The organism is Kribbella sp. NPDC058245, from assembly GCF_042882005.1.
Lineage (GTDB): Bacteria > Actinomycetota > Actinomycetes > Propionibacteriales > Kribbellaceae > Kribbella.
Map to the genome: position 1 here is coordinate 111,061 of NZ_JBHVWY010000014.1, position 25,851 is coordinate 136,911.

Annotated in this window: 20 protein-coding genes; 16 read left to right on the forward strand and 4 right to left on the reverse strand. The window is 67.9% G+C overall.

The window, feature by feature from the left end:
• Window positions 1-14: 14 nt before the first annotated feature.
• Window positions 15-173 (reverse strand): hypothetical protein, encoded by a 159-nt coding sequence (locus tag ACFVWG_RS29560; protein WP_391546701.1) that lies wholly within the window; start codon window positions 171-173, stop codon window positions 15-17.
• Window positions 174-368: 195 nt separating this feature from the next.
• Between ACFVWG_RS29560 and ACFVWG_RS29565 the strand changes: the two genes are divergently transcribed.
• Both ACFVWG_RS29565 and ACFVWG_RS29570 read left to right on the forward strand, forming a co-directional pair.
• Window positions 369-1,589 (forward strand): helix-turn-helix domain-containing protein, encoded by a 1,221-nt coding sequence (locus ACFVWG_RS29565; protein WP_391546702.1) that lies wholly within the window; start codon window positions 369-371, stop codon window positions 1,587-1,589.
• Window positions 1,586-2,110 (forward strand): flavoprotein, encoded by a 525-nt coding sequence (locus tag ACFVWG_RS29570; RefSeq protein ID WP_391546703.1) that lies wholly within the window; start codon window positions 1,586-1,588, stop codon window positions 2,108-2,110. The genes ACFVWG_RS29565 and ACFVWG_RS29570 overlap by 4 nt, the downstream gene beginning before the upstream one ends.
• 40 nt (window positions 2,111-2,150) lie before the next feature.
• On the opposite strand, the gene ACFVWG_RS29575 is transcribed toward ACFVWG_RS29570, so the two are convergent.
• Entirely contained in the window at window positions 2,151-2,333 is a 183-nt protein-coding gene (locus tag ACFVWG_RS29575; RefSeq protein ID WP_391546704.1) for a hypothetical protein, read from the reverse strand.
• Between the two features lie 3 nt (window positions 2,334-2,336).
• Window positions 2,337-3,314 (reverse strand): NmrA/HSCARG family protein, encoded by a 978-nt coding sequence (locus tag ACFVWG_RS29580; RefSeq protein ID WP_391546705.1) that lies wholly within the window; start codon window positions 3,312-3,314, stop codon window positions 2,337-2,339.
• Window positions 3,315-3,408: 94 nt separating this feature from the next.
• Here ACFVWG_RS29580 and ACFVWG_RS29585 point away from each other — a divergent pair, with 94 nt between their 5' ends.
• The 11 genes from ACFVWG_RS29585 (at window position 3,409) to ACFVWG_RS29635 (ending at window position 21,818) form a co-directional block, all read left to right on the forward strand.
• A complete protein-coding gene (locus tag ACFVWG_RS29585) occupies window positions 3,409-3,900 on the forward strand; it encodes a MarR family winged helix-turn-helix transcriptional regulator (protein ID WP_391546706.1) in 492 nt (163 codons plus the stop codon).
• 97 nt (window positions 3,901-3,997) lie between these two features.
• Complete coding sequence (locus tag ACFVWG_RS29590) at window positions 3,998-4,324, forward strand: hypothetical protein (protein ID WP_391546707.1); 327 nt, start codon at window positions 3,998-4,000, stop codon at window positions 4,322-4,324.
• Window positions 4,321-5,229, forward strand: a complete 909-nt coding sequence (locus tag ACFVWG_RS29595; RefSeq protein WP_391546708.1) for an FAD:protein FMN transferase — start codon at window positions 4,321-4,323, stop codon at window positions 5,227-5,229. Before ACFVWG_RS29590 ends, ACFVWG_RS29595 begins: the two co-directional genes overlap by 4 nt.
• A complete protein-coding gene (locus ACFVWG_RS29600; RefSeq protein ID WP_391546709.1) occupies window positions 5,229-5,786 on the forward strand; it encodes a hypothetical protein in 558 nt (185 codons plus the stop codon). Before ACFVWG_RS29595 ends, ACFVWG_RS29600 begins: the two co-directional genes overlap by 1 nt.
• Complete coding sequence (locus ACFVWG_RS29605; protein ID WP_391546710.1) at window positions 5,783-6,976, forward strand: NADH-ubiquinone oxidoreductase-F iron-sulfur binding region domain-containing protein; 1,194 nt, start codon at window positions 5,783-5,785, stop codon at window positions 6,974-6,976. Before ACFVWG_RS29600 ends, ACFVWG_RS29605 begins: the two co-directional genes overlap by 4 nt.
• Entirely contained in the window at window positions 6,969-7,178 is a 210-nt protein-coding gene (locus ACFVWG_RS29610) for a ferredoxin (protein WP_391546711.1), read from the forward strand. The genes ACFVWG_RS29605 and ACFVWG_RS29610 overlap by 8 nt, the downstream gene beginning before the upstream one ends.
• Window positions 7,179-7,305: 127 nt before the next feature.
• Complete coding sequence (locus tag ACFVWG_RS29615; RefSeq protein ID WP_391546712.1) at window positions 7,306-12,165, forward strand: NAD-glutamate dehydrogenase; 4,860 nt, start codon at window positions 7,306-7,308, stop codon at window positions 12,163-12,165.
• Between the two features lie 422 nt (window positions 12,166-12,587).
• The gene (locus ACFVWG_RS29620) at window positions 12,588-14,084 is read left to right on the forward strand and encodes an FAD-dependent monooxygenase (RefSeq protein ID WP_391546713.1); all 1,497 of its coding nucleotides are present in this window, start codon (window positions 12,588-12,590) and stop codon (window positions 14,082-14,084) included.
• On the forward strand, window positions 14,054-14,653 hold the full coding sequence (locus ACFVWG_RS29625) for a TetR/AcrR family transcriptional regulator (RefSeq protein WP_391546714.1): 600 nt from the start codon (window positions 14,054-14,056) through the stop codon (window positions 14,651-14,653). Before ACFVWG_RS29620 ends, ACFVWG_RS29625 begins: the two co-directional genes overlap by 31 nt.
• 84 nt (window positions 14,654-14,737) lie before the next feature.
• A complete protein-coding gene (locus ACFVWG_RS29630) occupies window positions 14,738-21,055 on the forward strand; it encodes an RHS repeat-associated core domain-containing protein (protein ID WP_391546715.1) in 6,318 nt (2,105 codons plus the stop codon).
• Window positions 21,056-21,077: 22 nt separating this feature from the next.
• Window positions 21,078-21,818: a hypothetical protein gene (locus ACFVWG_RS29635; protein ID WP_391546716.1), complete on the forward strand. Its 741-nt coding sequence runs from the start codon at window positions 21,078-21,080 to the stop codon at window positions 21,816-21,818.
• Between the two features lie 7 nt (window positions 21,819-21,825).
• Here ACFVWG_RS29635 and ACFVWG_RS29640 read toward each other — a convergent pair whose 3' ends face one another.
• Window positions 21,826-22,563 (reverse strand): GntR family transcriptional regulator, encoded by a 738-nt coding sequence (locus ACFVWG_RS29640; RefSeq protein ID WP_391546717.1) that lies wholly within the window; start codon window positions 22,561-22,563, stop codon window positions 21,826-21,828.
• Window positions 22,564-22,712: 149 nt separating this feature from the next.
• Between ACFVWG_RS29640 and ACFVWG_RS29645 the strand changes: the two genes are divergently transcribed.
• From ACFVWG_RS29645 to iolC, 3 genes are read left to right on the forward strand one after another with little or no spacing between them, the layout of a single operon-like run.
• The gene (locus ACFVWG_RS29645) at window positions 22,713-23,699 is read left to right on the forward strand and encodes a Gfo/Idh/MocA family oxidoreductase (protein WP_391546718.1); all 987 of its coding nucleotides are present in this window, start codon (window positions 22,713-22,715) and stop codon (window positions 23,697-23,699) included.
• Window positions 23,700-23,737: 38 nt separating this feature from the next.
• Complete coding sequence (locus tag ACFVWG_RS29650) at window positions 23,738-24,622, forward strand: sugar phosphate isomerase/epimerase family protein (protein ID WP_391546719.1); 885 nt, start codon at window positions 23,738-23,740, stop codon at window positions 24,620-24,622.
• A 34-nt stretch (window positions 24,623-24,656) separates the two neighbouring features.
• Window positions 24,657-25,598, forward strand: coding sequence for a 5-dehydro-2-deoxygluconokinase (gene iolC, locus ACFVWG_RS29655; RefSeq protein WP_391546720.1), 942 nt, complete (start codon window positions 24,657-24,659; stop codon window positions 25,596-25,598).
• The last annotated feature ends 253 nt before the right edge of the window (window positions 25,599-25,851 follow it).

The following is a 25,851-nucleotide window of genomic DNA, read 5'->3' on the forward strand; positions in this document are numbered from 1 at the left end:
GCAGGTTGTGAGCGCTAGTTCAGGGGCGGTGTGTCCGAGGTCTTCGGGAGATCGGGGAACGGCTCGTTGGTGATCCGCAGACCGCCGAACCGGCGGGCCATCGCGTCCTGGTACTGCTCGGCCTGCTCCTGCGGTGCGATGTAGTCGGCGATCGCGGTAACGCCGAACCACACCTGCACTCTTCGTGTCCCCAGCGGCATTTCGATTTCCCCTCCTGGCTGATGACGATCGGCCCGTCCCGCGCCTATCGACTGGCTTGGCCTGGGCTGATGTCGAAGCTATGGCCGGTGGAGACGCACGGGTTGTACAAAATGTGTGACTGAGAGCTAGCTAGACTTGTGGCCTCAGCAACCGGATGGGATCCGCCCATGGACGAGCAGGCTCGCGCTGTTGGCCAGCGTGTGCGGTACTGGCGTCAGCGTCGTGGCATCGATCGGCAGCGATTCGCCGACATGGTCGGCCGTTCGACCTCGTGGGTGGACAAGGTCGAGAAGGGCGAGCGGAGCCTCTTACGGCTCCCGATGCTTGAGCAAGTCGCCGAGGTGCTCAGCGTCGCGCCAGAGGTGCTGACCGACGGTCCCAAGGCTCGGCAAGCGGCGGGGTGCGTCGACGCGGCCGAGGTCCAGGCGATCCGCTCCGCGCTGGGCCAGTACCCCTCGCTGTCGCGTTCAGTTGGCGCGAAGCCGCCCGCGATCGGCGACGTCGGGAGGCAGTTGAACTACCTCGGACAGGCCTGGATCTCCTCGAACTTCACGGCAGTTGCCCAACACCTTCCAGCGCTCATCCACGATGCGCAGGTGCTCGCAGCAACAGTCACCGGCGATGAGGACGTTCGCAGTGCGCGGCGGGCGCTCATCATGTCGTATCGGCTGGCGTCATCGATGCTGTTGAAGTTCGAGGCCAATCAGGTCGCGTGGCTTGCCGCAGACCGCGCGATGCAGATTGCGCTGCCGTCGGACGACAATGTGGCGCTCGCGCGGGCGACCAGAAGCGTCGCGCGAGCAATGACAAGCTCAGGGCAAGAGCCGGACGCGATCGTGGCACTCACGAGCATGGCTGACCGGATGAGATCGGATATGACAGCTGGCGATCAGGATCAACTGCCGCTGTTCGGGATGCTCTTCTTGGCGGCTTCGATTGCTGCTGCCAAGATCGACGATCACTCGACGGCGTTGATGATGCACGAGGAGGCCGAAGCGGTCGCCGTGCGTCTCGGTCCTGAGCACCGCTCCCACTACACGGTATTCGGATCGGCTAACGTAGCCGCTCATCGGCTGGCTGCCCTTGTCCGCCTACGAGAATTCGGGCGGGCGCTTGAGCATGCGGCAACAATCGATCCGGCCGTGATGGCCGCGCTGCCTCCGGAGCGGCGTGCGAACTACCTCCTCGACCTGACCTCGGCGCACACACGAGCCGGCAACTACCAGGCGGCGACGTTCTCTCTGACCGAGGCGGAACGTCTCGCTCCACAGGAAGTGCAGTGCCGACCACTGGCTCATGGCCTGCTACGGGCGCTGCTGAGCAACACCAGCGGGGCGCTGGCCAGCTCCGTTCGAACCATGGCACTGCGGGCAGGAGTCGAGGCGTGAGTCGTGTTCTGCATCTGATTGTTTGCGGCGCTGGTCCTGCGGAGCGTGTCGCGGACCTGGTCGATCTGGCGCGACAGGACGGCTGGGACACGTACTGCATCGTGACCCAGGCCGCGGCTGAACACTTCGTCGATCTCGGGGAGCTCCGAAAGGTCTCCGGGCATCAGGTCCGAACTACCTATCGTGTCGAGGGCGACGAGCCGGTGCCGCCTGCCGATGCAGTGATCGTCGCGCCAGCGACCTACAACACGATCAACAAGTGGGCGGCAGGAGCAGCCGACAACTATGCGCTGAGCCAGCTCGCCGAGTTGACGGGAGCCGGCGTGCGCATCGTCGCAGTTCCTTTTGTGAACCAGGCGCTGGCTGCGAATGCGGTGTTCCTCCGGAGCGTCGAGAGCCTGCGAGCCGCTGGGGTTCGGGTCCTGTTCGGGCCGGGAGAGTTTGAGCCGCATCCGCCTCGGACGGGTGGGTCGGCGTTGGCTTCCTTCCCCTGGAGCCTCGCGCTGCGCGCTGCCTCCTAGTGCGGGTGTTGTTGATTGTGCGATGGAGCCGACGCCGTCCTTAGTCACTGTCGTTAGGCGGTTCGGGCAGGTCAGGTGCCTGGTTGGACATCGTGCATCGACAGTGCGTGAATGCCTCGGACAGCGCTACGTGAATCTGGCGGAGTTCGGCGACTTGGGCTTCGAGGCGGTCGAGCTTGGCGATCGGCAAGGCCTTCGCGAAGGCCTTGCCGGCCTGCGCCACGTATCACTTCACGACGGCCTTGAGGTCGTCTTTGTGCAGGTTGAGCCAGGTTTCGAAGGACTGCAGGTGCGGGTTCAACTCCCGTACGGCGTCCAGCTCGCGGTCGCCGGTGAACTCCTCGTGGTTCTCGGCGTAGTACTGAAACATGTTGGCCATTTCGACGGCCATGGGGAAGCCGTAGGCGCGGAACTCGTCCCAGGTGGGCGGTTGGTAGGTGACGGGTTCGCCCAGTACGGCGGCCAGGTGGTCGGCGTACTGGTGGCCGGTGAGGTGGTCGCCGGCGATGCTGATGGTTTCGCCGATGAGGTCGGGGCGCTTGAGGATCTCGAGGGCGGTGCGGCCGATGTCGTCGGAGGCGACGCCGGACAGGGGCTTGTCGGACATCGGGAAGGCGATGGTGATGGCGCCGTCGGCGTTGCGCTTCGGCTCCATGCCGTGCAGGAAGGCATCGAAGTAGAAGGTGGTGCGGAGGTAGGTGGTGGGGACGCCGGCGGTGCGGAAGACCTCATCGGCCTCGCCCTTGGCGTCGAAGTGCGGGACCTTGTAGCGGCCGTCGTCCAGGCTCGGGACGTCGTCGCGGTCGCCGAAGAAGGTGCGGGTGTCCTCGAGGGTGGACCAGACGAGGTGGGTGACGCCGGCGGCCTTGGCGGCACGGGCGGCGTTGCCGGCTTGCTCCAGTTCCATCTCGGCGCGGGTGCGGGCGGCCTCTTCGGCCGGTGTGCGGTCGACCCAGTAGTTCGTCACGACGAAGGCGCCGTACACGCCGTCGAAGGCGGCGCGCAGGCTCGCCTCGTCGTCGAGGTCGGCCTCGACCACCTCGGCGCCCTGGGCGGCGAGCTCCTTCGCCGACTGCGACTGTGCACTGCGGGTCAGCGCACGGACGGCGTAGGCGCCGGCGGCGTCGTCGAGGATGGCGCGGACCAGTCCGCCGCCCTGTGAGCCGGTGGCTCCGACGACGGCGATCAGCTTGCGCTCGGTCATATTCGTTCACTCCCTGGTGAGGTTGATGTGTCAACTCGGAACCATCGTAGCTCGCTGGGTTGATGTGTCAACCAGGTCGGGTAGGATGGTGATCGTGGGTACCGGACCGTGGCTCGACGATGACGAGCAGAAGGCATGGCGGAGCTATCTGCTGATGCACAAAACGCTGGAGACGCACATGGAGCGGCACCTCCAGCGCGAGTTCGGCCTGTCCAAGTCCGACTTCGAGATCCTGGTGAATCTGTCCGAGGCGGAGACCGGCCGGATGCGCGCGTTCGAGCTCGGGCAGGCGACGCAGTGGGAGAAGAGCCGGATGTCGCACCATCTGACGCGGATGGAGAAGCGCGGGCTGGTACGGCGTGAGTCGTGCGACTCGCGGTATCCCGAGGTCGCGATCACCGACGAGGGGCGGGCCGCGATCGAGGCCTGTGCTCCGGAGCATGCCGCCCGGATCCGGAAGTTCTTCGTCGACGTGTTCGGCCCGGAGCGGCTGGCCGCGCTGGGTGAGGCCTCGGAGGAGGTCGTCGACACCATCCGCAAGCACGAGGCTTCGGACTGCCCGCCGGAGGTCCGCGGTACCTGCTGACCTGAAAGCTTTACTCAGGTAGTTCTCAGCAGAACTTGACGCTCGCTTGAGGGTCTCTTGGAGTGGGCCTGAGGGGCGCGCGACCAGGCTGTCGGTCATGGTCACCACAGCAGCGTTCGACGATTCCTCCGACCGGCGGCGGCGCTGGTTGCGCCGGGCCTCCGTGGCCGCGGCAGCCACCGCCGTACTGGGCATCGGCACGGCGGGCCTCTCCGTCGCCGTCGTCTCCGCCCGGCATGCCACCCCAGCAACCGGCTCGACCGGCACTACGGGCTCTACGGGTTCCACAGGCTCCGGACCGGCAGCCTCCACTGACGACTCGGGCGGCAGCTCCTCAGGTAGCTCGTCCGACGACAGCGGGTCGAGCGGTCTCGGCACGGCTCCCTCCGAGTCTGTTCCGCAGGGCGGGAGCAACGGATCATGAGCGCGTCCCGTACCTGGACCGCCTGGAGCTGCACGGTCCGCGTGACCGTCGACGACCCCGCCGTCCTCGGCGCGGCCTGCGGTGAGCTGAAGGCGCTGATGGATCGCGTCGACAAGGCCGCCAGCCGCTTCCGCTCGGACTCGGAGCTGTCGATCGTCAACCAGCGCAGCGGTGCGATGGTCCCGGTCTCCCGGCTGCTCGTCGACCTCGTCGATGTCAGTCTGATGGCCGCCTCGATCAGTGGCGGCGCAGTCGACCCCACGGTCGGTACGGCGGTGATCGCCGCCGGCTACGACGACGACATCGAGACGGTACGGCGTCGCCTCGCCCAGCCGGTCGCCCAGCCGGTCGCACTGACGGCGACGGTTCCTGGCTGGCAGCAGGTGCAGCTCAACCGCAAGCTCGCGCTGCTCGGCGTACCGGAGGGTGCTGTTCTCGACCTCGGTGCGACCGCCAAGGCGTGGACCGCCGATCGGGCAGCCCTCATCCTGAGCAAGCGCTACGGCTGCGCCGTACTGGTCGAGATCGGTGGGGACCTGTGTGCAGCCGGTCAGCCAGACGAGCCCTGGGTCATCACGGTGGCTGAGCGAGCCGGTGACCCCGGAGTGCTTGTCACACTCGCGCATGGCGGTCTGACGACCTCAACGCGGACTTCGCGCTGCTGGGAGAACGGGCATCACATCATCGACCCGCGGACCGGCCGACCGGCCGACGGTCCGTGGCGAACCGCATCCGTCTGGGCGCCGACCGCCGTACGGGCCAACACCTTCAGTACGGCGCTCATCGCCACCGGCGAGGCGGCTGTCGGCCGACTGACTCTGGCCGGTCACCCGGCCCGGATCGTCGCCAACGACGGTGAGGTCACCGAACTGGCCGGCTGGCCCGCATCGACCCAGGCGGCCTGATGACTCTCTGGTACGTCGCCCGTGCGGCTGGCGTGGTCGCCATGATCATGTTCACCCTCGCAGCCGCCCTCGGCATCGTCAGTTCGGGCAGTCGCCGACCGGACCGCCGTTTCTGGTTCCAGTACGTGCACCGCTCAGCGGCCGTCACCGGACTGGTCCTTCTGGTGGCTCACGTGATCGCAGTGATCGCCGACAGCAACGTGGCGATCAGTGCGACCGTCCTGGTCTGGCCGTTCGGCTCCGGCTACCGGCCGTTCGCCGTGACGCTCGGAGTGCTCGCCCTGTACGGCCTTGTCCTCGCGACGATCGCCGGGGCAGCCCGTGGTCGGCTGGCACGGTACGCCACCTTCAGCAGGTACTGGCGGACGATCCACATCTCCGCCGCGGTCGGCTGGGCGCTGTCCGTCGGGCATGGCCTCTTGGCCGGAACTGACCGCAGTACGCCGTGGATGCTCGCCATCACCCTCAGCTGTCTGCTCGCTGTGGTCGGCGCCGGCTTCTACCGCGCGCACACCTATGCGCCACCCAACCTCGTCCGTGCCGGGAGAGCCCGATGAAGACTTTGCAAGCGACCAGTGTGATCGGAGACGCCCGTCTCCTCGCGGGACTCGACCATGGCCGGCTGGATCGGCAGGGTCATCTCTGGGCGCACGGTGCGCAGCCCGAGCTGACCCGAGCGGCGTACACGGAGCTCTGTGAAGCGGTCGGCCTCAAGGGACGCGGTGGTGCCGCCTTCCCGGTTGCCCGCAAGCTGGCCAGCCTCCCGGCGCGCGGAATCGAGGCGGTGGTCGTCAACGGTTCGGAGAGCGAGCCTGTCAGTCGCAAGGACCGCCTGCTGCTCACCCGTTCACCTCATCTGGTTCTGGACGGCGCTACCGGCCTGGCTCATGCACTGGGCGCTCCGCATGTACTGATCGCCGTCCACGATGCTGAGGCCGCGCTGTCGATCCGGGAGGCGATCCTTGAGCGCGACGACCGACTGGCGATCGAGGTGACCGAGACCCCTGGTCGCTTCGTCGCCGGTGAGGCTCGTGCAGTCCTGAGCGTTCTGGAGGGCGGTCCGGCCGTTCCGCCCGGGCGGAAGGTGCTGCCCACCCGGCAGGGTTACCACCGGCGCCCGACGTTCCTGTCGAATGTCGAGACGTTCGCCCAACTCGCCGTACTGGCTCGACTCGGTGCTCGGCGCTTCAGCAGCACCGGCATCATCACCGAGCCGGGCACTCAGTTGCTGACGATCGCTGGTGCAGTACGGCGACCTGGCGTGATCGAGACGCCGACCGGCGTACCGCTGGAGACAGTGCTCCAGTACGCCGGTGCTGACGCCGGACCGGTACTGCTTGGTGGGTATCACGGCCGCTGGGTCCCGCAGCCGACCGGAGTGACGCTGGAAGGCGTGGGCATCGTGGTCGCACTCGGCACCGAGACCTGCCCGCTCGGAGAGGTGCACCGGGTCGCCCAGTGGCTCGCGAGCCAGTCCGCCGGCCAGTGCGGACCCTGCGTCTTCGGTCTCGCCGGACTGGTCGACGACTTCGACCGGATCGTCCGTGGCGACGTCTCCGGCTGGTACGACGCCCAGCGGCACCTGGGCCTGGTCCCGGGCCGAGGTGCGTGTGCGCATCCGGATGGAGCCGCCCGGTTCCTGGCCTCGGCACTCGAGGCGTTCGGCGACGACCTGCAACGTCATCTCGGCGAAGCGCGTGGATGCGGTCGCCCGGTTCTCGGCGTACTGGAGGTCAACCATGGCTAGGCTGGAAATCGACTGGACCCGCTGCGACGGACACGGCCTCTGCGCCACCCTGCTCGGGGGTGACGTAACTCTCGACGAGTGGGGTTTTCCGGTCCTGAAGGGCCGTGAGATCACGGCCGGTGAGCTGCCGGACACGCGCCGCGCCGTACTGGCCTGTCCGGCCCTCGCGTTGCGTCTCGAGAAGTCTGTTAAGCGTTACTGACCAGTCGTCGGACAGGGCCGTCCCAACATCACACCAGTGACAAAGGTGGACTAATCTCTGAGAGACCGCACAACGGCGTGCGGCCGGTGCTGGCAGCACCGAAAGTCACGTGTGGAGACGGTGGGGAATGCAGAGCAAGCTGGACGTCCAGAAGGCGGATGTGCTCGCCAAGGCGGTGGCAGCTGGAACACATGGTCACGACAAGTCGGCCGACCCCGGCAAGCTGAAGACCTTCCTGGAGCGCTACTACCGGTATGTCGCCGCCGAGGACGTGGCCGAGCGCCAGCCGGCCGACTGCCTGGGCGCGGCTCGGCACCACTACAAGAGCGCGGTCTCCCGCCCGCAGGGCACGGCGAAGGTGCACGTCTTCACGCCGACCCTGGAGGAGCACGGCTGGACCGCGAACGGGCGGACCGTCGTGGAGATCGTCATCGACGACATGCCGTTCCTGGTCGACAGCGCCTCGATGGTCATCACCCAGCGCGACCTCGAGATCCAGCTGCTGATCCACCCGCAGTTCGTCGTCCGCCGCGACGTCGCCGGCACCCTCGAGGAGGTGCTGGACGACACCGCCGCCTCGGACGCGCACGACCTGGTCCGCGAGAGCTGGATGCACCTCGAGGTCGAGCGGATCGCCGACGTGGCGCAGCACCGGGACCTGGAGGCGGCCCTGCAGCAGGCGCTGCACGACGTCCGCGAGGCGGTCGAGGACTGGCCGAAGATGCACGAGAAGGCCGTCAGTATCGCCAACTCGCTGAGCGCCGCCGACCTGCCCGTCGGGGAGAACGAGGTCGAAGAGGCCAAGGAGTTGCTGGAGTGGCTCGCCGACGAGCACTTCACCTTCCTCGGCTACCGCGAGTACGACTTCACCATGGAGGGCGAGCAGGGAATCCTGCGCGGCGTCCCCGGCACCGGCCTGGGCATCCTGCGGCCGGACCCGAAGCCCGGCGTCGGCAAGCTCCCGCCCGAGGTGAGCGCCAAGGCCCGTGAGCGCAAGCTGATGATCCTGACCAAGGCGAACTCGCGGTCCACCGTGCACCGCTCGTCGTACCTGGACTATGTCGGCATCAAGCGGTTCGACGAGAACGGCGACCCGGTCCGCGAGTGCCGCTTCATCGGGCTGCTCTCGTCGACGGCGTACACCGAGAGCGTCATGCAGGTCCCGGTACTGCGGCGCAAGGCGCTGGAGCTGTTCCGGCTGACCGGCTTCGACCCCAACAGCCACAGTGGCAAGGGACTGCTCGACGTACTCGAGACCTACCCGCGTGACGAGCTGCTGCAGGCCCCGGTCGAGGACCTGCTGCCGATCGTGCAGTCGGTGCTGCACCTGCAGGAGCGTCGCGCGGTCAAGCTCTTCGTACGGCGGGATGTGTACAACCGGTACCTGTCGTGCCTGGTGTACCTGCCTCGGGACCGCTACACGACTGCGGTCCGGCTGAAGATGCAGGACATCCTCAAGGAGGCCATCGGGGCCGAGTCGGTCACCTACGCGGCGTATGTGACCGAGTCCGTGCTCGCCCGCGTCCACTTCGTCGTACGGATGAAGCACGGTACGACGGTCGGCGACTTCGACCAGGATCTGCTCGAGCAGCGCATCATCGAGGCCACTCGGGCCTGGGAAGACGACTTCACCGCAGCCCTGCATGCCAAGGGTGGCGACGGGGCTGTTGCTCAGCTGGCCCGCCGGTACGGCGATGCGTTCCCGGAGGCCTACAAGGAGGACTTCGACGCCCGCGTCGCAGTGAACGACGTCGCGGTGCTGGAGGGGCTGCCTACCGACAACGGCCTGGCCATGTCCCTCTACAGCCCGATCGACGAGGAGTGGGCGGGGGAGCGCCGGTTCAAGGTGTTCCGGACCGGCTCGGCGCTGTCGCTGTCCCAGGTGCTGCCGTTGCTGACCCACATGGGCGTCGAGGTGATCGACGAGCGGCCGTACGAGATCCGTCGTGACAACGGCACCGTCTACGTCTACGACTTCGGGCTCAAGGCGCCGCCGAAGTCCGAGGAGCGCGAGGAGCTCCGACAGCTGTTCTCCGACACCTTCCAGGCGGTCTGGCAGGGCAAGGCCGAGTCCGACGACCTCAACGCACTGGTACTGCGTGGTGGGCTGAGCTGGCGGCAGGTGTCGATCCTGCGCGCGTACCAGCGCTACATCCGCCAGGGCGGTACGCCGTTCAGTCAGTCCTACATCGAGAACACCTTCCTGAACCACGTGGACGTGGCCGGGCTGCTGGTGCAACTGTTCGAGACCAGCTTCGACCCCTCGCGTGGGGACGCCGACGACCCGGACCGGGTCGCGCAGTGCGACCTGCTGGAGAAGGAGATTCTCGCGGCGCTGGACACCGTGCAGTCGCTGGACGAGGACCGGATCCTGCGGTCGTACCTGACGGTCATGAAGGCGACGCTGCGGACGAACTACTTCCAGCCGGACGCCGACGGGCAGCCGCGGACGTACATCTCGCTGAAGCTCGAGCCGAAGGCGATTCCAGACCTCCCGCAGCCGCGGCCGGCGTACGAGATCTTTGTGTACTCTCCGCAGGTCGAGGGTGTGCACCTGCGGTTCGGTGCGGTCGCGCGTGGTGGTCTGCGCTGGTCGGACCGGCGTGAGGACTTCCGGACCGAGGTGCTGGGTCTGGTCAAGGCGCAGATGGTGAAGAACTCGGTGATCGTGCCGGTCGGCGCGAAGGGCGGGTTCTACGCCAAGCAGCTGCCGGATCCGTCGGTCGATCGTGATGCCTGGCTGGCGGAGGGGATCGCGTCGTACAAGACGTTCATCTCCGGACTGCTGGACATCACCGACAACATCGTTGCCGGTGACATCGTTCCGCCGCGCGAGGTGGTCCGGTACGACGGCGATGACGCTTATCTGGTCGTTGCCGCGGACAAGGGCACGGCGACGTTCTCCGACATCGCGAACGGAGTCGCCAAGCAGTACGGCTTCTGGCTCGGTGACGCGTTCGCGTCCGGTGGTTCGGTGGGCTACGACCACAAGGCGATGGGCATCACTGCGCGTGGTGCGTGGGAGTCGGTCAAGCGGCACTTCCGCGAGATGGGTCACGACTGCCAGAACGAGCCGTTCACTGTGGTCGGTGTGGGCGACATGTCCGGTGATGTGTTCGGCAACGGGATGTTGCTGTCGGAGCACATTCAGCTGGTCGCCGCTTTCGACCATCGGCACATCTTCCTCGACCCGACGCCGGATGCGGCGACGTCGTTCGCTGAGCGGCGCCGGTTGTTCGAGCTGCCGCGCTCGTCGTGGGCGGACTACGACGCGGCGCTGATCTCGGCTGGTGGCGGTGTCTTCCCGCGGACCGACAAGGCGATCCCGGTCTCGGCCGAGATTCGCGAGGCGCTGGGGATCGAGGGCTCGCGGCCGACGCTGACGCCGGCCGAGCTGATGAACGCGATCCTGAAGGCGCCGGTCGACCTGTTCTGGAACGGCGGCATCGGCACGTATGTGAAGGCGACCGCCGAGTCGCACGGCGATGTCGGTGACAAGGCGAACGACACGATCCGGATCAACGGCGCCGACCTGCGCGCCAAGGCCGTCGGTGAAGGCGGCAACCTGGGCTTCACCCAGCTGGGCCGGATCGAGTACGCCGCGGCCGGCGGGCGGATCAACACCGACTTCATCGACAACGTGGCCGGCGTGGACACCTCCGACCACGAGGTCAACATCAAGATCCTGCTCGACAAGGTGGTCGCCGACGGCGATCTGACCGAGAAGCAGCGCAACGACATCATCGCGTCGATGACCGACGAGGTCGGCAGCCTGGTTCTGAAGAGCAACTACCGGCAGAACATCGCGCTGGCCAACGCGGCAGCGCAGGCCGCGGCGTTGCTGCACGTCCACCAGGACTGGGTACGGCGGCTGGAGAAGCAGAAGCTGCTGAACCGCGAGCTGGAGTTCCTGCCGAGTGTCGCGGAGTTCAAGCGCCGCAAGGCCGACGGGCGTGGGCTGACCTCGCCCGAGCTGTCGGTGCTGATCGCCTACACGAAGATCGTGATGGAGGCGGAGTTGCTGAAGACTTCGCTGCCTGACGACGCGTTCCTTCAGCACAAGCTGGCGTCGTACTTCCCGAAGGCGATGCAGGACCGGTTCGGCGACCAGATCCAGGCTCACCAGCTGCGGCGCGAGATCATCACCACCCAGGTGGTGAACGAGTTCGTGAACACGTCCGGCATCACGGCGTACCACCGGCTCTCGCTGGAGACCGGCGGTTCGGTGGAGGACGTCGTACGGGCGAACCTGGCAGCATCGCGGATCTTTGCACAGCCGGATCTGCTGTCGGCCAATGCCGCACTGGACAACGTGGTCGACGCGGCGACCCAGACGCACATGCGGCTGGAGACCCGCACGCTCGTCGAGCGCGCGACGCGATGGCTGGTGAGCAACCACCGGCCGCCGGTCGACATCCAGGACCTGATCGACAACTTCGCACCGGGTATCGCGAAGCTGACGACAGCCCTGCCGGATCTGCTGCGTGGTCGCGAGCTGGCGTTGTTCGAGCAGCGTCGCGAGGCGTTGGTCGAGAAGGGCGTCTCCGCCGACTTCGCGACCAGCATCGCGGTCCTGCCCCCGGCGTACGGAGGTCTGGGGATCGTGGAGACGGCCACGGCCGACGACCTCGACATCCTCGAGGTCGCCAAGGTCCACTTCGCGCTGGCCGAACGCCTCCAGCTCGGACTGTTCCTCGAACGCATCATCGGCCTCCCGCGGACCGACCGCTGGCAGACGATGGCCCGGGCCGCCCTGCGCGACGACCTGCACGCCGTCCACGCCCGCCTCACCCGCCAGGTCCTCGCCACCACGGACGCCGGCGAAGACCCCGAGACCCGGGTCATCGCCTGGCAGGACCAGAACGCCACGGCCCTGTCCCGAGCCGCCACCATGCTCGAGGAGATCGTCGACACCGAAGGCCCCGAGCTGGCCCACCTCTCAGTAGGCCTCCGCCTGGTCCGCACCCTCCTAGCCAACCAGGCCTAACCCCCGAACCACCCTCACCTCCCCGACCGGCTCGGCTCGCCCGCCATTTCAACGGATCTCCCTCCACGTCGACGGTTCTCCCCTCATATTTTGAGGGGAGAACCGTCAACCTGAGGGGATAGCCGTTCAAATTCCGCGTGGGCCGGACAGGGTGGCCATCGCTTCGCGGGCGCCGATGTGGTGGGTTGCCCCCTGAGTTGGAGGGTCGCCCCAACGCAGGTGGGCCGGGGGTCGCTGCGTGCGCCGGTACGACGTTGAGCACGGCTCAGCCATTTCTCCGGCTCAAAAGTGGTTGAACCGTGCTCAAGGTGGGTCGGGCCGTCTGACCTTGAGCACGGTTCGACCGCTTCGGCGGGCGTCGGGTGGTCGAGGGGTGCTCAAGGTGCTTGGCAATTAGTAATCGGTACCGTACCGTTTATTAAATGACGGAGACTGTGCTGGTGGTGGGAGCGGGGCCGACGGGGTTGGCGCTGGCGGTTTGTCTGGCGCTGCGGGGTGTGGGGGTGCGGGTGATCGATGGTGCGGAGGGGCCGGCGTCGACGTCTCGCGCGCTCGGGCTGCAGCCGCGCGGGGCCGAGGTGCTGGAGCGGATCGGGGCGCTGGGGGAGCTGCCGCAGCGCTCGAAGGCGATGCTGACCATCAACTATCTCGACGGTCAGCGACTCCTGCTGCAGTTGCCGGTCGGCCGGGCTGCGGTCGGCCTGGAGAAGCAAGCGCTGCTGGTGTCGCAGGCCGAGGTGGAGGGTGAGCTGCGCCGGCGGTTCGCCGAGCTCGGCGGCAAGGTCGAGTGGTCGACGCGCCTCATCGGTTGCGACCAGACAGCCGAGCGCGTGGCCGCGACCGTTGAGTTGGCCGACGGTACGGCGGAACGATTGGACGCGGACTGGTTGGTGGGCTGCGACGGCGCGCACAGCGTGGTGCGCAAGCTGGCGGGTATCGGCTTCCCGGGGCGCAAGCTGATCGAGCGGCTGCTGATGGTCGACGTCGAGGCTGACTGGCCGTACGACGCGAACGGCAGTACGACGTGGATGTCGGCCGGCAGCATGCTCTCGGTGACTGCGATGCCGGACAACGTCTGGCGCGTCTTCAGCGAACCGCCGCCAGGTCTGCCGGAGGTGTTGTCGGAGGCCGAGATCACCTCACGGGTGCTCGAGGAGTTCTCTCGCCGGAGCGGGACGAGTCTCGACACAGTGGGTTCAGTGCGGTGGGCCTCGGAGTTCCGGTTGCATCGTCGGCTCGCCGACACCTACCGGCGCGGGCGCGTCTTCCTGGCCGGCGACGCCGCCCACATCCAAAGCCCGTCCGGCGGTCAGGGCCAGAACACCGGCCTCGGTGACGCGGAGAACCTGGGCTGGAAGCTGGCTCTGGTCGCAACCGGCCGCGCCGACGCCCGCCTGCTCGACACCTACGAAGGCGAACGCCGCCCACTGGCCAAAAAGGTGCTGGCGGCAACCAGTTCCGCCACCGACGTCATGCTCCCGAGCACGCGCTGGGGCCGGTTCCTCCGCGATCAGGTCGTGATGCCGATCCTGCGCCTCCGAGTTGTCCAACGCCGCCTGTGGCTGGCGGCCTCCCAGCTCACCGTCTCCTACCGAGGTGGTCCGCTCGCTGCCTCATCCGCACCGTGGAGCCGCCGTCCGCGTCCGGGTGACCGTGTCCCCGACCTGCCCTGCCGGCGGATCGACGGGACCGAATCCACCCTCCACGCGGCGAGCGGTGGCCGCTGGGTCGTGCTCGCCAAAGACCCCACCCCGTACGTCGCCGCGCTCGGCCCCGACCTGGTTCGTGGGCTCACCCCAGTCGGTACGGCGCAGTCCGACGTACTGCTGATCCGTCCGGACGGGCACCTGGCTTGGCGTGGTCGGGGCGGACCGGAGATGCTGTCGGCATGGCTGAACCAGGTTCTGTGGCCCGCGTAGACCGCGGCCGCCCGCGCAACCCCGGGAACGACGCCGCGATCCTGGACGCCGCGCTCGACCTGTTCATCAAGCGCGGCGCCGCCGGCGCCAGCATCGAGGCGATCGCGCGCCAGGCCGGCGTCGCGAAACTGACTGTCTACCGCCGCTGGCAGTCCAAAGAAGAACTCCTGATCGCGGCCCTCGAACACTCCCGTGAGTCAGTCGACGAAGCACCGCCCTCGACGATCGACGACCTCGTCGACCGAACCGCCGAACTACTGAGCCAACCCCGATTCCGTGCATTGATGGCTCGAGTGATCGGTGCTTCGGTCGACCATCCCGAACTCGTCCAGGCCTACCGCAAACGCCACCTCGAGCCTCGCACCACAGCGGTTGCCCAGATCGCACAGCAGGCAATCGCCGCCGGCCAGTTCACTCGCGACACCGACCCGACCGCCGTACAGGACGCTATCTCCAGCGCGATGGCCTTCGTCCTCCTCCACCCCGACGAAATGACAGCGGCCGAGATCAAGCAACGCGTGCGGATTCTCTTGCAGCACATGGGTTATCAGCCTGATCAAACATCTTGACAGCAGACGGAACCTTCGGAGAGGTTTGACTGCGTCGTGCTACGCCCTGCACGACGAGACGCCAAAACTCTGGGGGAGTGAGGCATGGTTTCGTCCCGCCCGAAAGCCATCACTGCAGGTGTCGTAGCACTCGCCGTAGCGGTCACCGGTCTGCAAGGACCACCGGCCGCGGCGGCCGATCCGAAGCAGCCCGAGGCGGTGTCGGCCGACAATTCGGTCATCGCCGTATCGGCCCGGACGGTGCCGACGCAACTCGATCCGTCCACCGCCGGTACGGCGAGGCCGCAGGCAACGCCGTCGAAGGTCGTCTGGCCCACCACCGGCACCACCACCGTCAAACTCTCCGGCTCCAGCCGCTCCCGCAGCGCTGGGGCCGTTTCGTTGCGACCGGTCACCGGCGGTCCGGACCAGGTCACCGTCGCGACCTACGACCACACGGTCGCCGAGAAGCTCGGCGGCCACGGCCTTGCGCTGAAGCTCACCCGCGCCGACGGCAGCCGCCGCGCCGCGCCGGTCGGCGTCAGTGTTGATGTCGGCGGCTTCGCCGGCGCGTACGGCGGGAACTTCGAGTCCCGGCTCCGGCTGATCGCCAAGCCTGCTTGCGCTCTCACGACTCCGACCGCGGCCGCGTGCGCGACCAGCCGGCCGGTGCCGAGCAAGATCGACCTCGTCAACCACACACTCACCGCCACCTTGCCCGCAGCTCAGCAGGGCATGGTGTACGTCGTCGCGGCGGCCCCGAACGGTGAAGCCGGTTCCTATACGGCGACCAAACTCTTGTCCTCGAGCAAGTGGTCCGTCGGCCTGCAGTCGGGTGACTTCAACTGGAGCTACCCGATCCCGAAGGTCGCCGCGATCTCCGGCCAGGCACCCGACCTGGACCTGTCCTACTCGTCGCAGTCCGTCGACGGGATGACCGCGTCCGAGAACGCGCAGCCCTCCTGGGCGGGACTCGGCTGGAACCTTGACACGCCGTACCTGGAGCGTCGCTACAACGGTTGCTCCGACGACGGTGGCGATACCGGCGACCTGTGCTGGGCCGGCGACCAGCTGATGCTGTCCCTCGAAGGCACCTCCTCCGAGCTCGTCAAGGACAAGGCGGCCGGCGGCGACGTCTGGCGGGCCAAGCAGGATCCGGGCTGGCGGGTGGAACGCAAGAAGGACGCCGACAACGGCGACAACGACGGTGAGTACTGGACCGTCCAGACCCCGCAGGGGATGACGTTCACCTTCGGTCGCGGCAAGCAGGCGACCACCGGCACGGCGACCAACTCGGTCTTCACGGTTCCCGTCTTCGGCGATGACGACGGCGAGCCCTGTCACAAGAGCAGCGTCGAGGACTCCTGGTGTACCCAGGCCTGGCGCTGGAACCTCGACGGCGCGGTCGATGCCCACGGCAACAGTACGACGTACTTCTACGACGTCGAGAAGAACAAGTACGCCCGCAACGGCGAGTCCGGGAAGTCGACCGAGTACGTCCGCGGCGGTCACGTCCGCGACATCGTCTACGCACAGCGTTCTGGCGACGAGGGTACGACGGCACCCGCGCGACTGCACTTCAGCACCGACCTGCGGTGTATCGAGGCGGCCGGCGGATCCGGCAGCTGTCCCGCGTTCGACAAGGACCACGCGTCGTCGTACCCCGACGTACCGCTGGACCAGGTGTGCACCGGCAGTTGCACCGGCGACGAGCAGAAGTCGCCGAGCTTCTTCACGAACCAGTTGCTGCGCTCGGTCACGGCGCAGCGCAACGAGGGCACCGACTTCGTCGACGTCGACCGGGTGGACTTCACATATTCGTTCCCGAAGCCGTCCGACGGGACCAGCGCGTCGTTGTGGCTGGAGAAGTTCCAGCAGGTCGGCCTCGGCGGCTCCGGCACGGAGAAGCTGCCGCCGGTCGTGATCGCGGGACGCGAGTCGCCCAACCGGGTCGACGCCGCGCCCGGCAGCGGCGTACCGAAGCTGGAGAAGCTGCGCGTCACCACGGTCACTGACGAACTCGGCCGCCGGGTCGAGGTCGGCTACGGTCAGCCGGACGGATGCACGATCGACAACCTCCCCGAGGGCAAGGCCGACACCAACGCACAGACCTGCTTCCCGGGCTGGCGATCGAACGGGGACAGTTCCGGCTTCGGCTGGTGGCACCGGTACCTGGTCAGCAAGGTCACCGTGGTCGACCAGGCCGGTGGTGCGCCGCCGCAGGTGAACGAGTACCGCTACCGCGGCAAGCCCTCCTGGCACTACGACGATGACGACGTCACGCCGGTCAAGCGGAAGACGTGGAGCGACTGGCGCGGGTACGGCTCGGTCGACGTGGTCAAGCTGTCCCAGGCCGCGAAGCCGCTGGAGGTCACCAGGAACCTGTTCTTCCAGGGGATGGACGGCGACCGGCTCGCGAACGGCGGCACGAAATCCGTCGACGTGACCGACTCGACCGGCGGTTCGGTCAAGGACTCGCCCTGGCTGCGCGGTAAGGAACGCGAGACCCAGCAATTCGAGCTGGACGCCGCCGGCAACGCGTCGTACGAGCTCGGTGGATCGCTGCACAGCTACGTCTCGGCGCACACGACCCCGGTCGATGCAGGCAAGACCGATCCGGACGACGACGCCCACCTGGTGGTCGAGAGCGACTCGGTCAAGCGGGAGACCGTCGTCGCCGAGCCCGGCGGCACGAACAGCATCCGGACCACGAAGCTGACCACGACGTACGACGACTACGGTCAGGCGACCGAGGTCGTCGACACGGCCGGCGCCGACGTCCGTTGCACGCGGACCAGTTACGCGCGCGACGACGCCACGATCCGGGACTGGATGCTGGCGTTCCCCTACCGGATCCGCACGTACGAGGGCGCCTGCGCCGCACCGAAGAGCCTGCTCTCGGCCAAGGACCAGTACTACGACGGGTCGGGTACCGTCGGCGGTCCGGTGAGCAAGGGCGACGTCACCAAGACGATCTCCGCGGTGACCGCGGGCGGTCCGAACGACATCACCAAGACCACCACCACGGCGGCCACCTTCGATGCCTATGGTCGTGCGCTCACCGAGACCGACGCGAACGGGCACACGAATACCACCGCCTACACACCGGCGACCGGTCGACCCGTCACAATCACCGAGACCAACGCCCTCGGCCAGGTCGAGAGCACGACGATGGACCCCGATCGCCAGCAGCCCTCGACGGTCAAGGACGCCAACAACCAGGTCACCTCCGAGACCTATGACCCGCTCGGGCGGCTGGCCACGGTCCGCCTGCCTGGTCAGGCCGCGGACGCGCCGGCGGCCAAGGTGTTCAGCTACCAGCTCGACCAGGACCACAAGCAGCCTCCGTTGGTGACCACCAAGGAGCTGCAGTCCGGGACGAAGTACGTGACCTCATGGTCCTTCCTGGACTCGATCGGTCGCGAACGCCAGACGCAGGAGGTCTCGCCGGCGTCGACCGCGGAGAAGCCGAAGAGCATCATCACCGACACCCGGTACGACGACGCCGGTCACGTCGCGGCCGAGGCGCTGCCGGTGGTCGTGGACGGTGCCGCCGGCGGTTCGCTCCAGGCGGTGCCGGGCGACCAGGTGGTCGAGACGCGCTACACCTATGACGCCCTCGGGCGGAACGTCAAGGCCGCGCACTTTGCCCAGGGCAAGGAGTTGTGGAGCTCGGCCACTGCGTTCTTCGGCGATCACACCCGGACCACGCCGCCCCCAGGTGGGGTGGTGAAGACGTCGTGGGTCGACGTCCGCGGTCGCCAGGTCAGGACCGAGGACGGGACGGGATCGTCGATCGCGGCCACGACGTACACCTACTACCCGTCCGGCCAGCTCGCCGGGACGACGGATCCGGGCGGCCACAAGTCGTCGTACAGCTATGACCTGCTCGACCGCAGGACCGAGACCGTCGACGCCGACTCCGGCCGGAGCCGCACCGAGTACGACGGCGAGGGGAACGTCGTCGCGACCTGGGACGCGAAGACGCTGGCGTCCGGACGGCCGGGCCCGACGCTGTCCACGCAGTACGACGCACTCGACCGGCCGACCGCCCGGTACGCCGGTCCGGCCGGAACCGGCGAGAAGGTCGCCGGCTGGACGTACGACTCGACCGAGATCCCCAACGGCATCGGGGCCGGGGCGGCACAGACGACGTACTGGAAGGGCAAGGAGTTCACCCGGGCCGCGAACGGGTACGACGCCCGCGGCCGGATCACCGGTCGTACGTGGACCTTCCCGCAGGGTGTGGGCGGTCTGCTGCACGGCTCGTCGTACACGGTGAACTACGGGTACGACGAGGCCGACCACGAGATCTCCACGACGTACCAGGACCCGGCGCTCGGCAACCCGAAGGAGACGGTCACCACCGGGTACGACGACCTGGGGAACCCGACGACGCTGTCGGGTGAGCTCACGGATCCGCTGACCGGCAACACCCACACGGAGTCGTACGTCACGTCGACCGGCTACGCGGCGGACGGCAAGCTGGCCGGGCGCGAGTACGCGAACGCACACCACTCGCTGCAGCGCGCGTACGCCTATGAGCCGACGACCCAGCGGATGTCCCGGGTCCAGACGCTGATCGGCGACCCGCTGACCGGTGACAAGACGGCCGCCCAGGACGACAGCTACAGCTGGGACGCGGCCGGGAACATCCAGCAGATCACCGACGTCGCGGGTCCGAAGCCGGTCGCGACCTGTTTCGACTACGACGGACTCAACCGGCTCGGTCACAGCTGGACGACGTACCAGACCGGTTGTTCGGACGGCTCGTCGCAGACCGTTCACGACGGACCGGCCGGCTACAACCAGTCGTGGAGCTACTCGCCGGACGGCAACCTGCTGTCGGAGAAGACGCTCGGCCTGGCGAAGAACTACACGTACGGCGACAAGGCGCATCCGCACGCAGTGACGAAGGCGGGATCGGCCGGATTCGGCTACGACGAGAACGGCGCGATGACCGAGCGGCCCGGCCTGCTCGGCGGGCTCGTCCCGACCAAGCTCGACTGGGACGCCCAGCAGCGGCTCGAGTCCGAGACCAGCACGCTGGTCAGCCAGACCCAGTTCGTCTACCTGCCGGACGGGACGCGGACGGCCCGGGTCGATCCGCTGGGTGTGGCCGCGACCCTGTACATCGACGGCCAGGAGCTCACGATCGTCGCCGGTGTGCTCAAGGCATCCAGCCGGTTCTACGACCAGTCGGGCGTCTCGATCGCTGTCCGCCAGACCCTCGGCAACGTGGTCTGGCAGCTCAACGACCAGCAGGGCTCGGCGCAGATTTCGGTTGCCGACGGCACCGGTATCGCGGCCCGCACCTATTACGCGCCGTACGGCGAGATCCGCAACCTGCTGCCGGCGCTGCCGTCGGAGCACGGCTGGCTGGGGAAGATCAAGGATCCGACCACCGGGCTGAGTGCGCTCGGTGCGCGGTACTACGACGCGACCCTGGGCCGGTTCCTGTCGGCCGACCCGGCGACCGACGGATCGTCCGCCCAGGCGGCGAACCCGTACTCGTACGCCGAGAACAACCCGATCACGTACGTCGACCCGACCGGTCTGTGGAGTCTGTCGGGTGCCTGGAACGCGGTGAAGAGCGGTGTCAGCAAGGCGGTCGACTGGGTCGACGAGCACAAGGGCCTGATCACCAACATCGCCGTCGGTATCGGCGTCGGAATCGCCATCGGTGCTGTCTGCGCGACTGGCGTCGGATGCGTGATCGCCGCGGGAATCGCGGCTGGCGCAGCCGGTGCGGCAGCCGGGTACGGCGTCGATGTCGCCGAGGGGAAGAAGGACTTCTCCTGGGGTGGCCTGGCCACCGAAGTCGGTGTCGGGGCGGCGGTCGGTGGTCTGACCGCCGGGATCGGCGCGGGCCTTGGTGCCGGAGCCAGAGCGCTGGCCAACACAACCGCGGGCAAGGCGGTGACCGCAGCCGCCAGCAAGGTCGGGAGCTCGGTCGCCAATTCCGCGGCCGGACAGGCTGTGTCGGGTGTCGCGAAAGCCGCCACCGGTGCGATCAAGACCGCCGGTGGAAAGACTGCGGGCAAGGTCGCCGCGGTCGCCCGGCAGGCGACCGGCAGGGTCGCGCCACGCACCGCGCGAGATATCGCGGCCAAACCGCTGGCGCCGGCCGCCAGGTCACTGCGGCGCCCGATCGGGAACAGTCCGACCCAGAATGCCCAGCTACAGAACGACATCCAGGGCCTCCGGGCCCGTGGTGCCACCGACATGCGCGTCAATCAGCAGCAGGTGAACATCAACGGCGACCGGGTCGGCGTCAACCGTCCTGACCTCCAATACACTCTGAACGGCCGGCGGCACTACACGGAGTACGACGTACCGCCCTCGAGCCGTGCGCTGGGGCACAAGATCCGGATCATCGCCAACGACCCGACGGCCAAGGTGCACCTGCTGGAAGTTCCGTAAGGACAGTAAGGAGAATGCAGGAGTGATCACGCTGCTGTCCGACCGGTTCGCGCCGACCACGTCGCGCTTCGGGTTTCTCGAAGTGCCGCTCGACGTGGCGGCCGAGGGGCTGCGGGCGTGGCGGCAGAAGCTGCACGGACGGGCGAAGGCGGTAGCGGTCGGCGGGACCTTGGCGGAGATGCTCGAGCGGCTGCCACCACTGACAGGTGGTGTGCGGCCGCGCGAGCTGCTCGTCGGTACGGCGGGGGACCGCTGGACGGCGTACTTCGACTGCGGATTCCAGGGCACGGATGCGGTCAGCACGGTCGGGTATCTGGCTGAGCAGTTGAAGTGCCAGGGGCTGGCCATCGACTCGACGCCGCACACCCTCGGCACCGGACTGGAGACACCGGGGCGGTACGGCGCGGTGCAGTTCGAGCTGTTCGGTCCGCTGCAGACCGATTTCCTCAACTACGTCCGGACGATCTCGGCGTCCCACGACGGAAGCCGGTGGCGGTTCGAGGCGGACGGCACGGTGCAGGCGTTCGAGCAGCCTGATCGCTACCAGGCCCGGACCGTGCGGGAGAAGTTCACGTCGGAGATGCTCGCCGAGTATGCCGCCGCGCTCGGGGTGCGACCGTTCGACGAGACCTTCTACGCCGGCCGGGGCGTCCTGGTCGAGAGCCGGCAGAAGGTGCCGCGCAAGGGGCAGTCGATGTCCCTCGCCGACACCCAGCACTACTGGGGCATCGTCCCGGGGGTCGCTGACCAGATCCGCGGTTAGCGTCCGGTTAGCGATCGGAGACGAGGACGTCGACGGAGTACTGGTCGGCGCGGTAGCAGTGGCTGCCGTACTCGACGGGGGCGCCGTCGGCGTCGTAGGCGGAGCGGGTCATGGTGACCAGGGGCTCGGCTTTGGACATGTGCAGGGTACGGCGTTCTTCGGCGCTGGCGTTGCGGGCGCCGATGCGTTGACGGGCGACGGTGGGGCGGATACCGCGGGCGCGGAGGACGGCGTACAGGCCGTCGCGTTCGAGGTCGGCGACGGTCAGGTCGTTGAGGGCCGGAGGCAACCAGTTGCGCAGGATCGCGAGGGGTTGGTCGCCGGCGTAGCGGAGGCGGACGATCGAGACCAGGGGAGTGCCGGCCGGGAGGCCGAGCATCTCGGCGGCGCGGTCGTCGTGCGCGTCGGTGGTGAGTGACAGGACGTCGGTGCGCGGGGTCCGGCCCTCGCGGACGAGGTCGTCGTACAGGCTGGTCAGCTCGGCTTTGCGGTGCACCATCCGGTTCGCGACCGTGGTGCCGATGCCGCGGCGGCGGACCAGCAGGCCCTTGTTGACCAGCTCGGAGATCGCCCGGCGCACGGTCGGCCGGGACAGGCCGAGCCGGTCCGACATGGCGATCTCGTTCTCGAACGGGTCACCGGGGCGCAGCGTGCCGCCGCTGATGGCAGCGGTGAGCTGCTCGGCGAGCTGGTGGTAGAGCGGCACCGGGCTCGTCCGATCGATGCTGATCGGGAGGGTCGCCATGAGGCGGGATATTACCTGTGTGGGGCATGTCATGTCTGCACGTTCGAATGTGTTGACAAACTATTGACACCTCCGGCGCGGCCAGGAAAGCTGGCGGCGGTGGTTCCGGTGCCGGCCGGCTGCCGTGCGACGACGGAAGAGGGCAGCGGATGCGGATCGGGTTGGTCGGGGTCGGGCGGATCGGTGGGTTCCACGCCGCGACGCTCAAGGGGTTACCGGCGGTGGACCAGGTGGTCGTCGCCGATGCCGATCCCAGCCGGGCCGAGACGGTCGCCAAGGAGCTCGGTCTCTCGTTCGCCCCGGATGTTCCGAGTCTGCTCGCTGCGGGACTCGACGGGTTTGTCATTGCCGCTGCCACGGGCGCGCACGCGGAGCTGATCGCCGCGGGCGTGGCGGCCGGCGTACCGACGTTCTGTGAGAAGCCGGTGGCGCTCGACCTGGCGGAGACGCAGCGGGTGGTCGAGTTGGTCGAGGCTGGTGGGGTGCCGGTGCACATCGGCTTCCAGCGTCGCTTTGATGCCGGGTATCAGGCTGCACGGGCTGCGGTCGAGTCTGGTGAGCTGGGGTTCGTTCACCACATCCGGGCGAACACGAACGACGCGTCCCCGCCGCACCGCGAGTACATCCCGCAGAGCGGCGGTTTCTTCCGGGACTGCACGGTGCACGACTTCGACATCATCCGGTACGTGACTGGCCGCGAGATCGTCAGCGTGTACGCGACGGGTGCCAACCGCGGCGAGGCCTTCTTCGGTGAGTACGGCGACGTGGACTCCGCGGCAGCGCTGCTCACACTGGACGACGGCACCTTCGCCATGGTGAGCGGCACCCGGTACAACGGCGCTGGTCACGACGTGCGGATGGAACTGCAGGGCAGCCTGGGATCGATCGCCGTCGGGCTCGATGAGCACACTGCGCTGCGGTCGGCCGAACCCGGAGTGAACTTTCCGGCCGGTCCGCCGCATCTGACCTTCATGGATCGATTCCAGTCGGCCTACGTGGCTGAGCTGACCGCCTTCACCGAGGTGGCCGCCGGTACGCGTGACGTGCCGTGCACTGTCCGCGACGCGCTGGCCGCGTTCCGGATCGCCGATGCCTGCGAGCTGTCCCGGCACGAGAACCGTGTCGTCACTGTCTGATTCACCTTCCATTGTTGCGATAGAGGAGACTGTGCTCGATGACTGACCTGGCTGCCCGGATCGCGGGTGCTCCGATCTCGTGGGGTGTCTGCGAAGTTCCCGGCTGGGGCTATCAGTACGACGCCGAGACCGTGCTGGCCGAGATGCGGGCCGTCGGGCTCGCCGCGACCGAGTTCGGGCCGGACGGGTTCCTGCCCGAGGATCCGGCCGAGAAGGCGAAGCGACTGGCCGACGTCGGACTACGTGCGGTCGGTGGGTTCGTTCCCGTCGTACTGCATGATCCGGCGCACGACCCGGCGCCTGAGGTTGCTGCGGCGCTGGAGGGTTTCGTTGCTGCTGGCGCGACCACGCTGGTGCTGGCGGCAGCGACTGGTAGCGAGGGGTACGACGATCGGCCGGTTCTCGATGACGCCGGGTGGAGCACGCTCGTCGGCAACCTGGACAAGCTCGCGGCGCTCGCCGCAGACAGCGGCGTACTGGCGACGATCCACCCGCATGTCGGGACCATGGTCGAGAACGCTGCTGATGTTGAGCGGGTGCTGTCTGGTTCGTCGATCGGGCTGACGTTGGACACCGGTCACCTGCTGATTGGTGGGGTGGACCCGGTTGCGTTGACACTGGCTCACACCGATCGGATCAAGCACGCGCATCTGAAGGACGTCGACGCTGCGTGGGCCGCGAAGGTGCAGTCGGGTCAGGTGACGTACACGGATGCGGTCCGGGACGGGATGTACCGGCCGCTCGGTCACGGCGACATCGACCTGGGTGCGATCGTGAGCACGCTCGAGCAGTCCGGGTACGACGGCTGGTACGTGCTGGAGCAGGACACGATCCTCACCGACCGCCCGGATGACGAGGGCCCGGTGGTCGACGTCCGGGTCAGCATCGCGCACCTACAGGCGATCGCCGAGGCTGTGCGATGAGTTGTGGTTTCGCTGCTGTGAGACGGGGAGATTGATGGCGGACGACGTACTGACGATCGGGCGGATCGGTGTCGACCTGTATCCGTTGCAGATCGGGACGCATCTGGAGGACGTGACCTCGTTCGGGAAGTTCCTCGGTGGGAGCGCCACGAACGTTGCTGTCGCCGCGGCTCGGCATGGGCGGAAGTCCGCGGTGATCAGCCGGACGGGGAACGATCCGTTCGGGACGTTCATCCACTCGTCGTTGCGTGAACTCGGGGTCGACGACCGGTTTGTCACGCCGGTGGACGGGTTGCCGACGCCGATCACGTTCTGCGAGATCTTCCCGCCGGACAACTTCCCGTTGTACTTCTACCGGTTCCCGAAGGCGCCGGACCTTGTCATCAACCCGTCCGAACTCGACCTCGACGCGATCCGGGACGCCTCCATCTACTGGTCGACCGTGACCGGCCTGTCGGCCGAGCCGTCGCGGTCGGCGCACTTCGCCGCGTGGGAAGCGCGCGGGCGTCGGCCGATCACCGTGCTCGACCTGGACTACCGGCCGATGTTCTGGGCCGATCCGAGCGAAGCGCACTCGCAGGTGAGCCGGGCGCTCGAGTACTGCACAGTTGCCGTTGGCAACCGCGAGGAGTGTGAGGTCGCGGTCGGCGAGACCGATCCTGACAAGGCGGCTCAGGCATTGCTGGATCGCGGACTCGAACTGGCCGTCGTCAAACAAGGCCCGAAGGGCACCCTTGCGCGCACCCGCGACGAACGCGTCGAGGTCCCACCGCACCCGGTCGAGGTCGTCAACGGCCTCGGAGCCGGCGACGGCTTCGGCGGCGCCCTCTGCCACGGCCTGCTGGCCGGCTGGCCCCTCGAGAAGGTCATCCGCTTCGCCAACACCGCCGGCGCGATCGTCGCCTCCCGCCTCGAATGCTCCACCGCCATGCCCACCACCGCCGAGGTCCTGACCACGATGGGGGAGCCCGCATGACCGACTCCCGTCGCCCCATCCCGCTGCGTCAACCCACCCCCGAGGACCCCACCATCCCCGTCTCCAACGACGAAGTAAGCCCCACCGACCCCACCGTCGTACAACGCCGCCCCGACGCTGCTGCCCCAGCGCACTCGCGAGGTGTGAGCCCGACGGACCCGACTGTTGTCCAGGGCCGACCCTCTGAGTCGGCTCCTGCGCAGTCGCGCGGAGCGCAGCAAGGTGAGGTAAGTCCGACGGACCCAACCGTCGT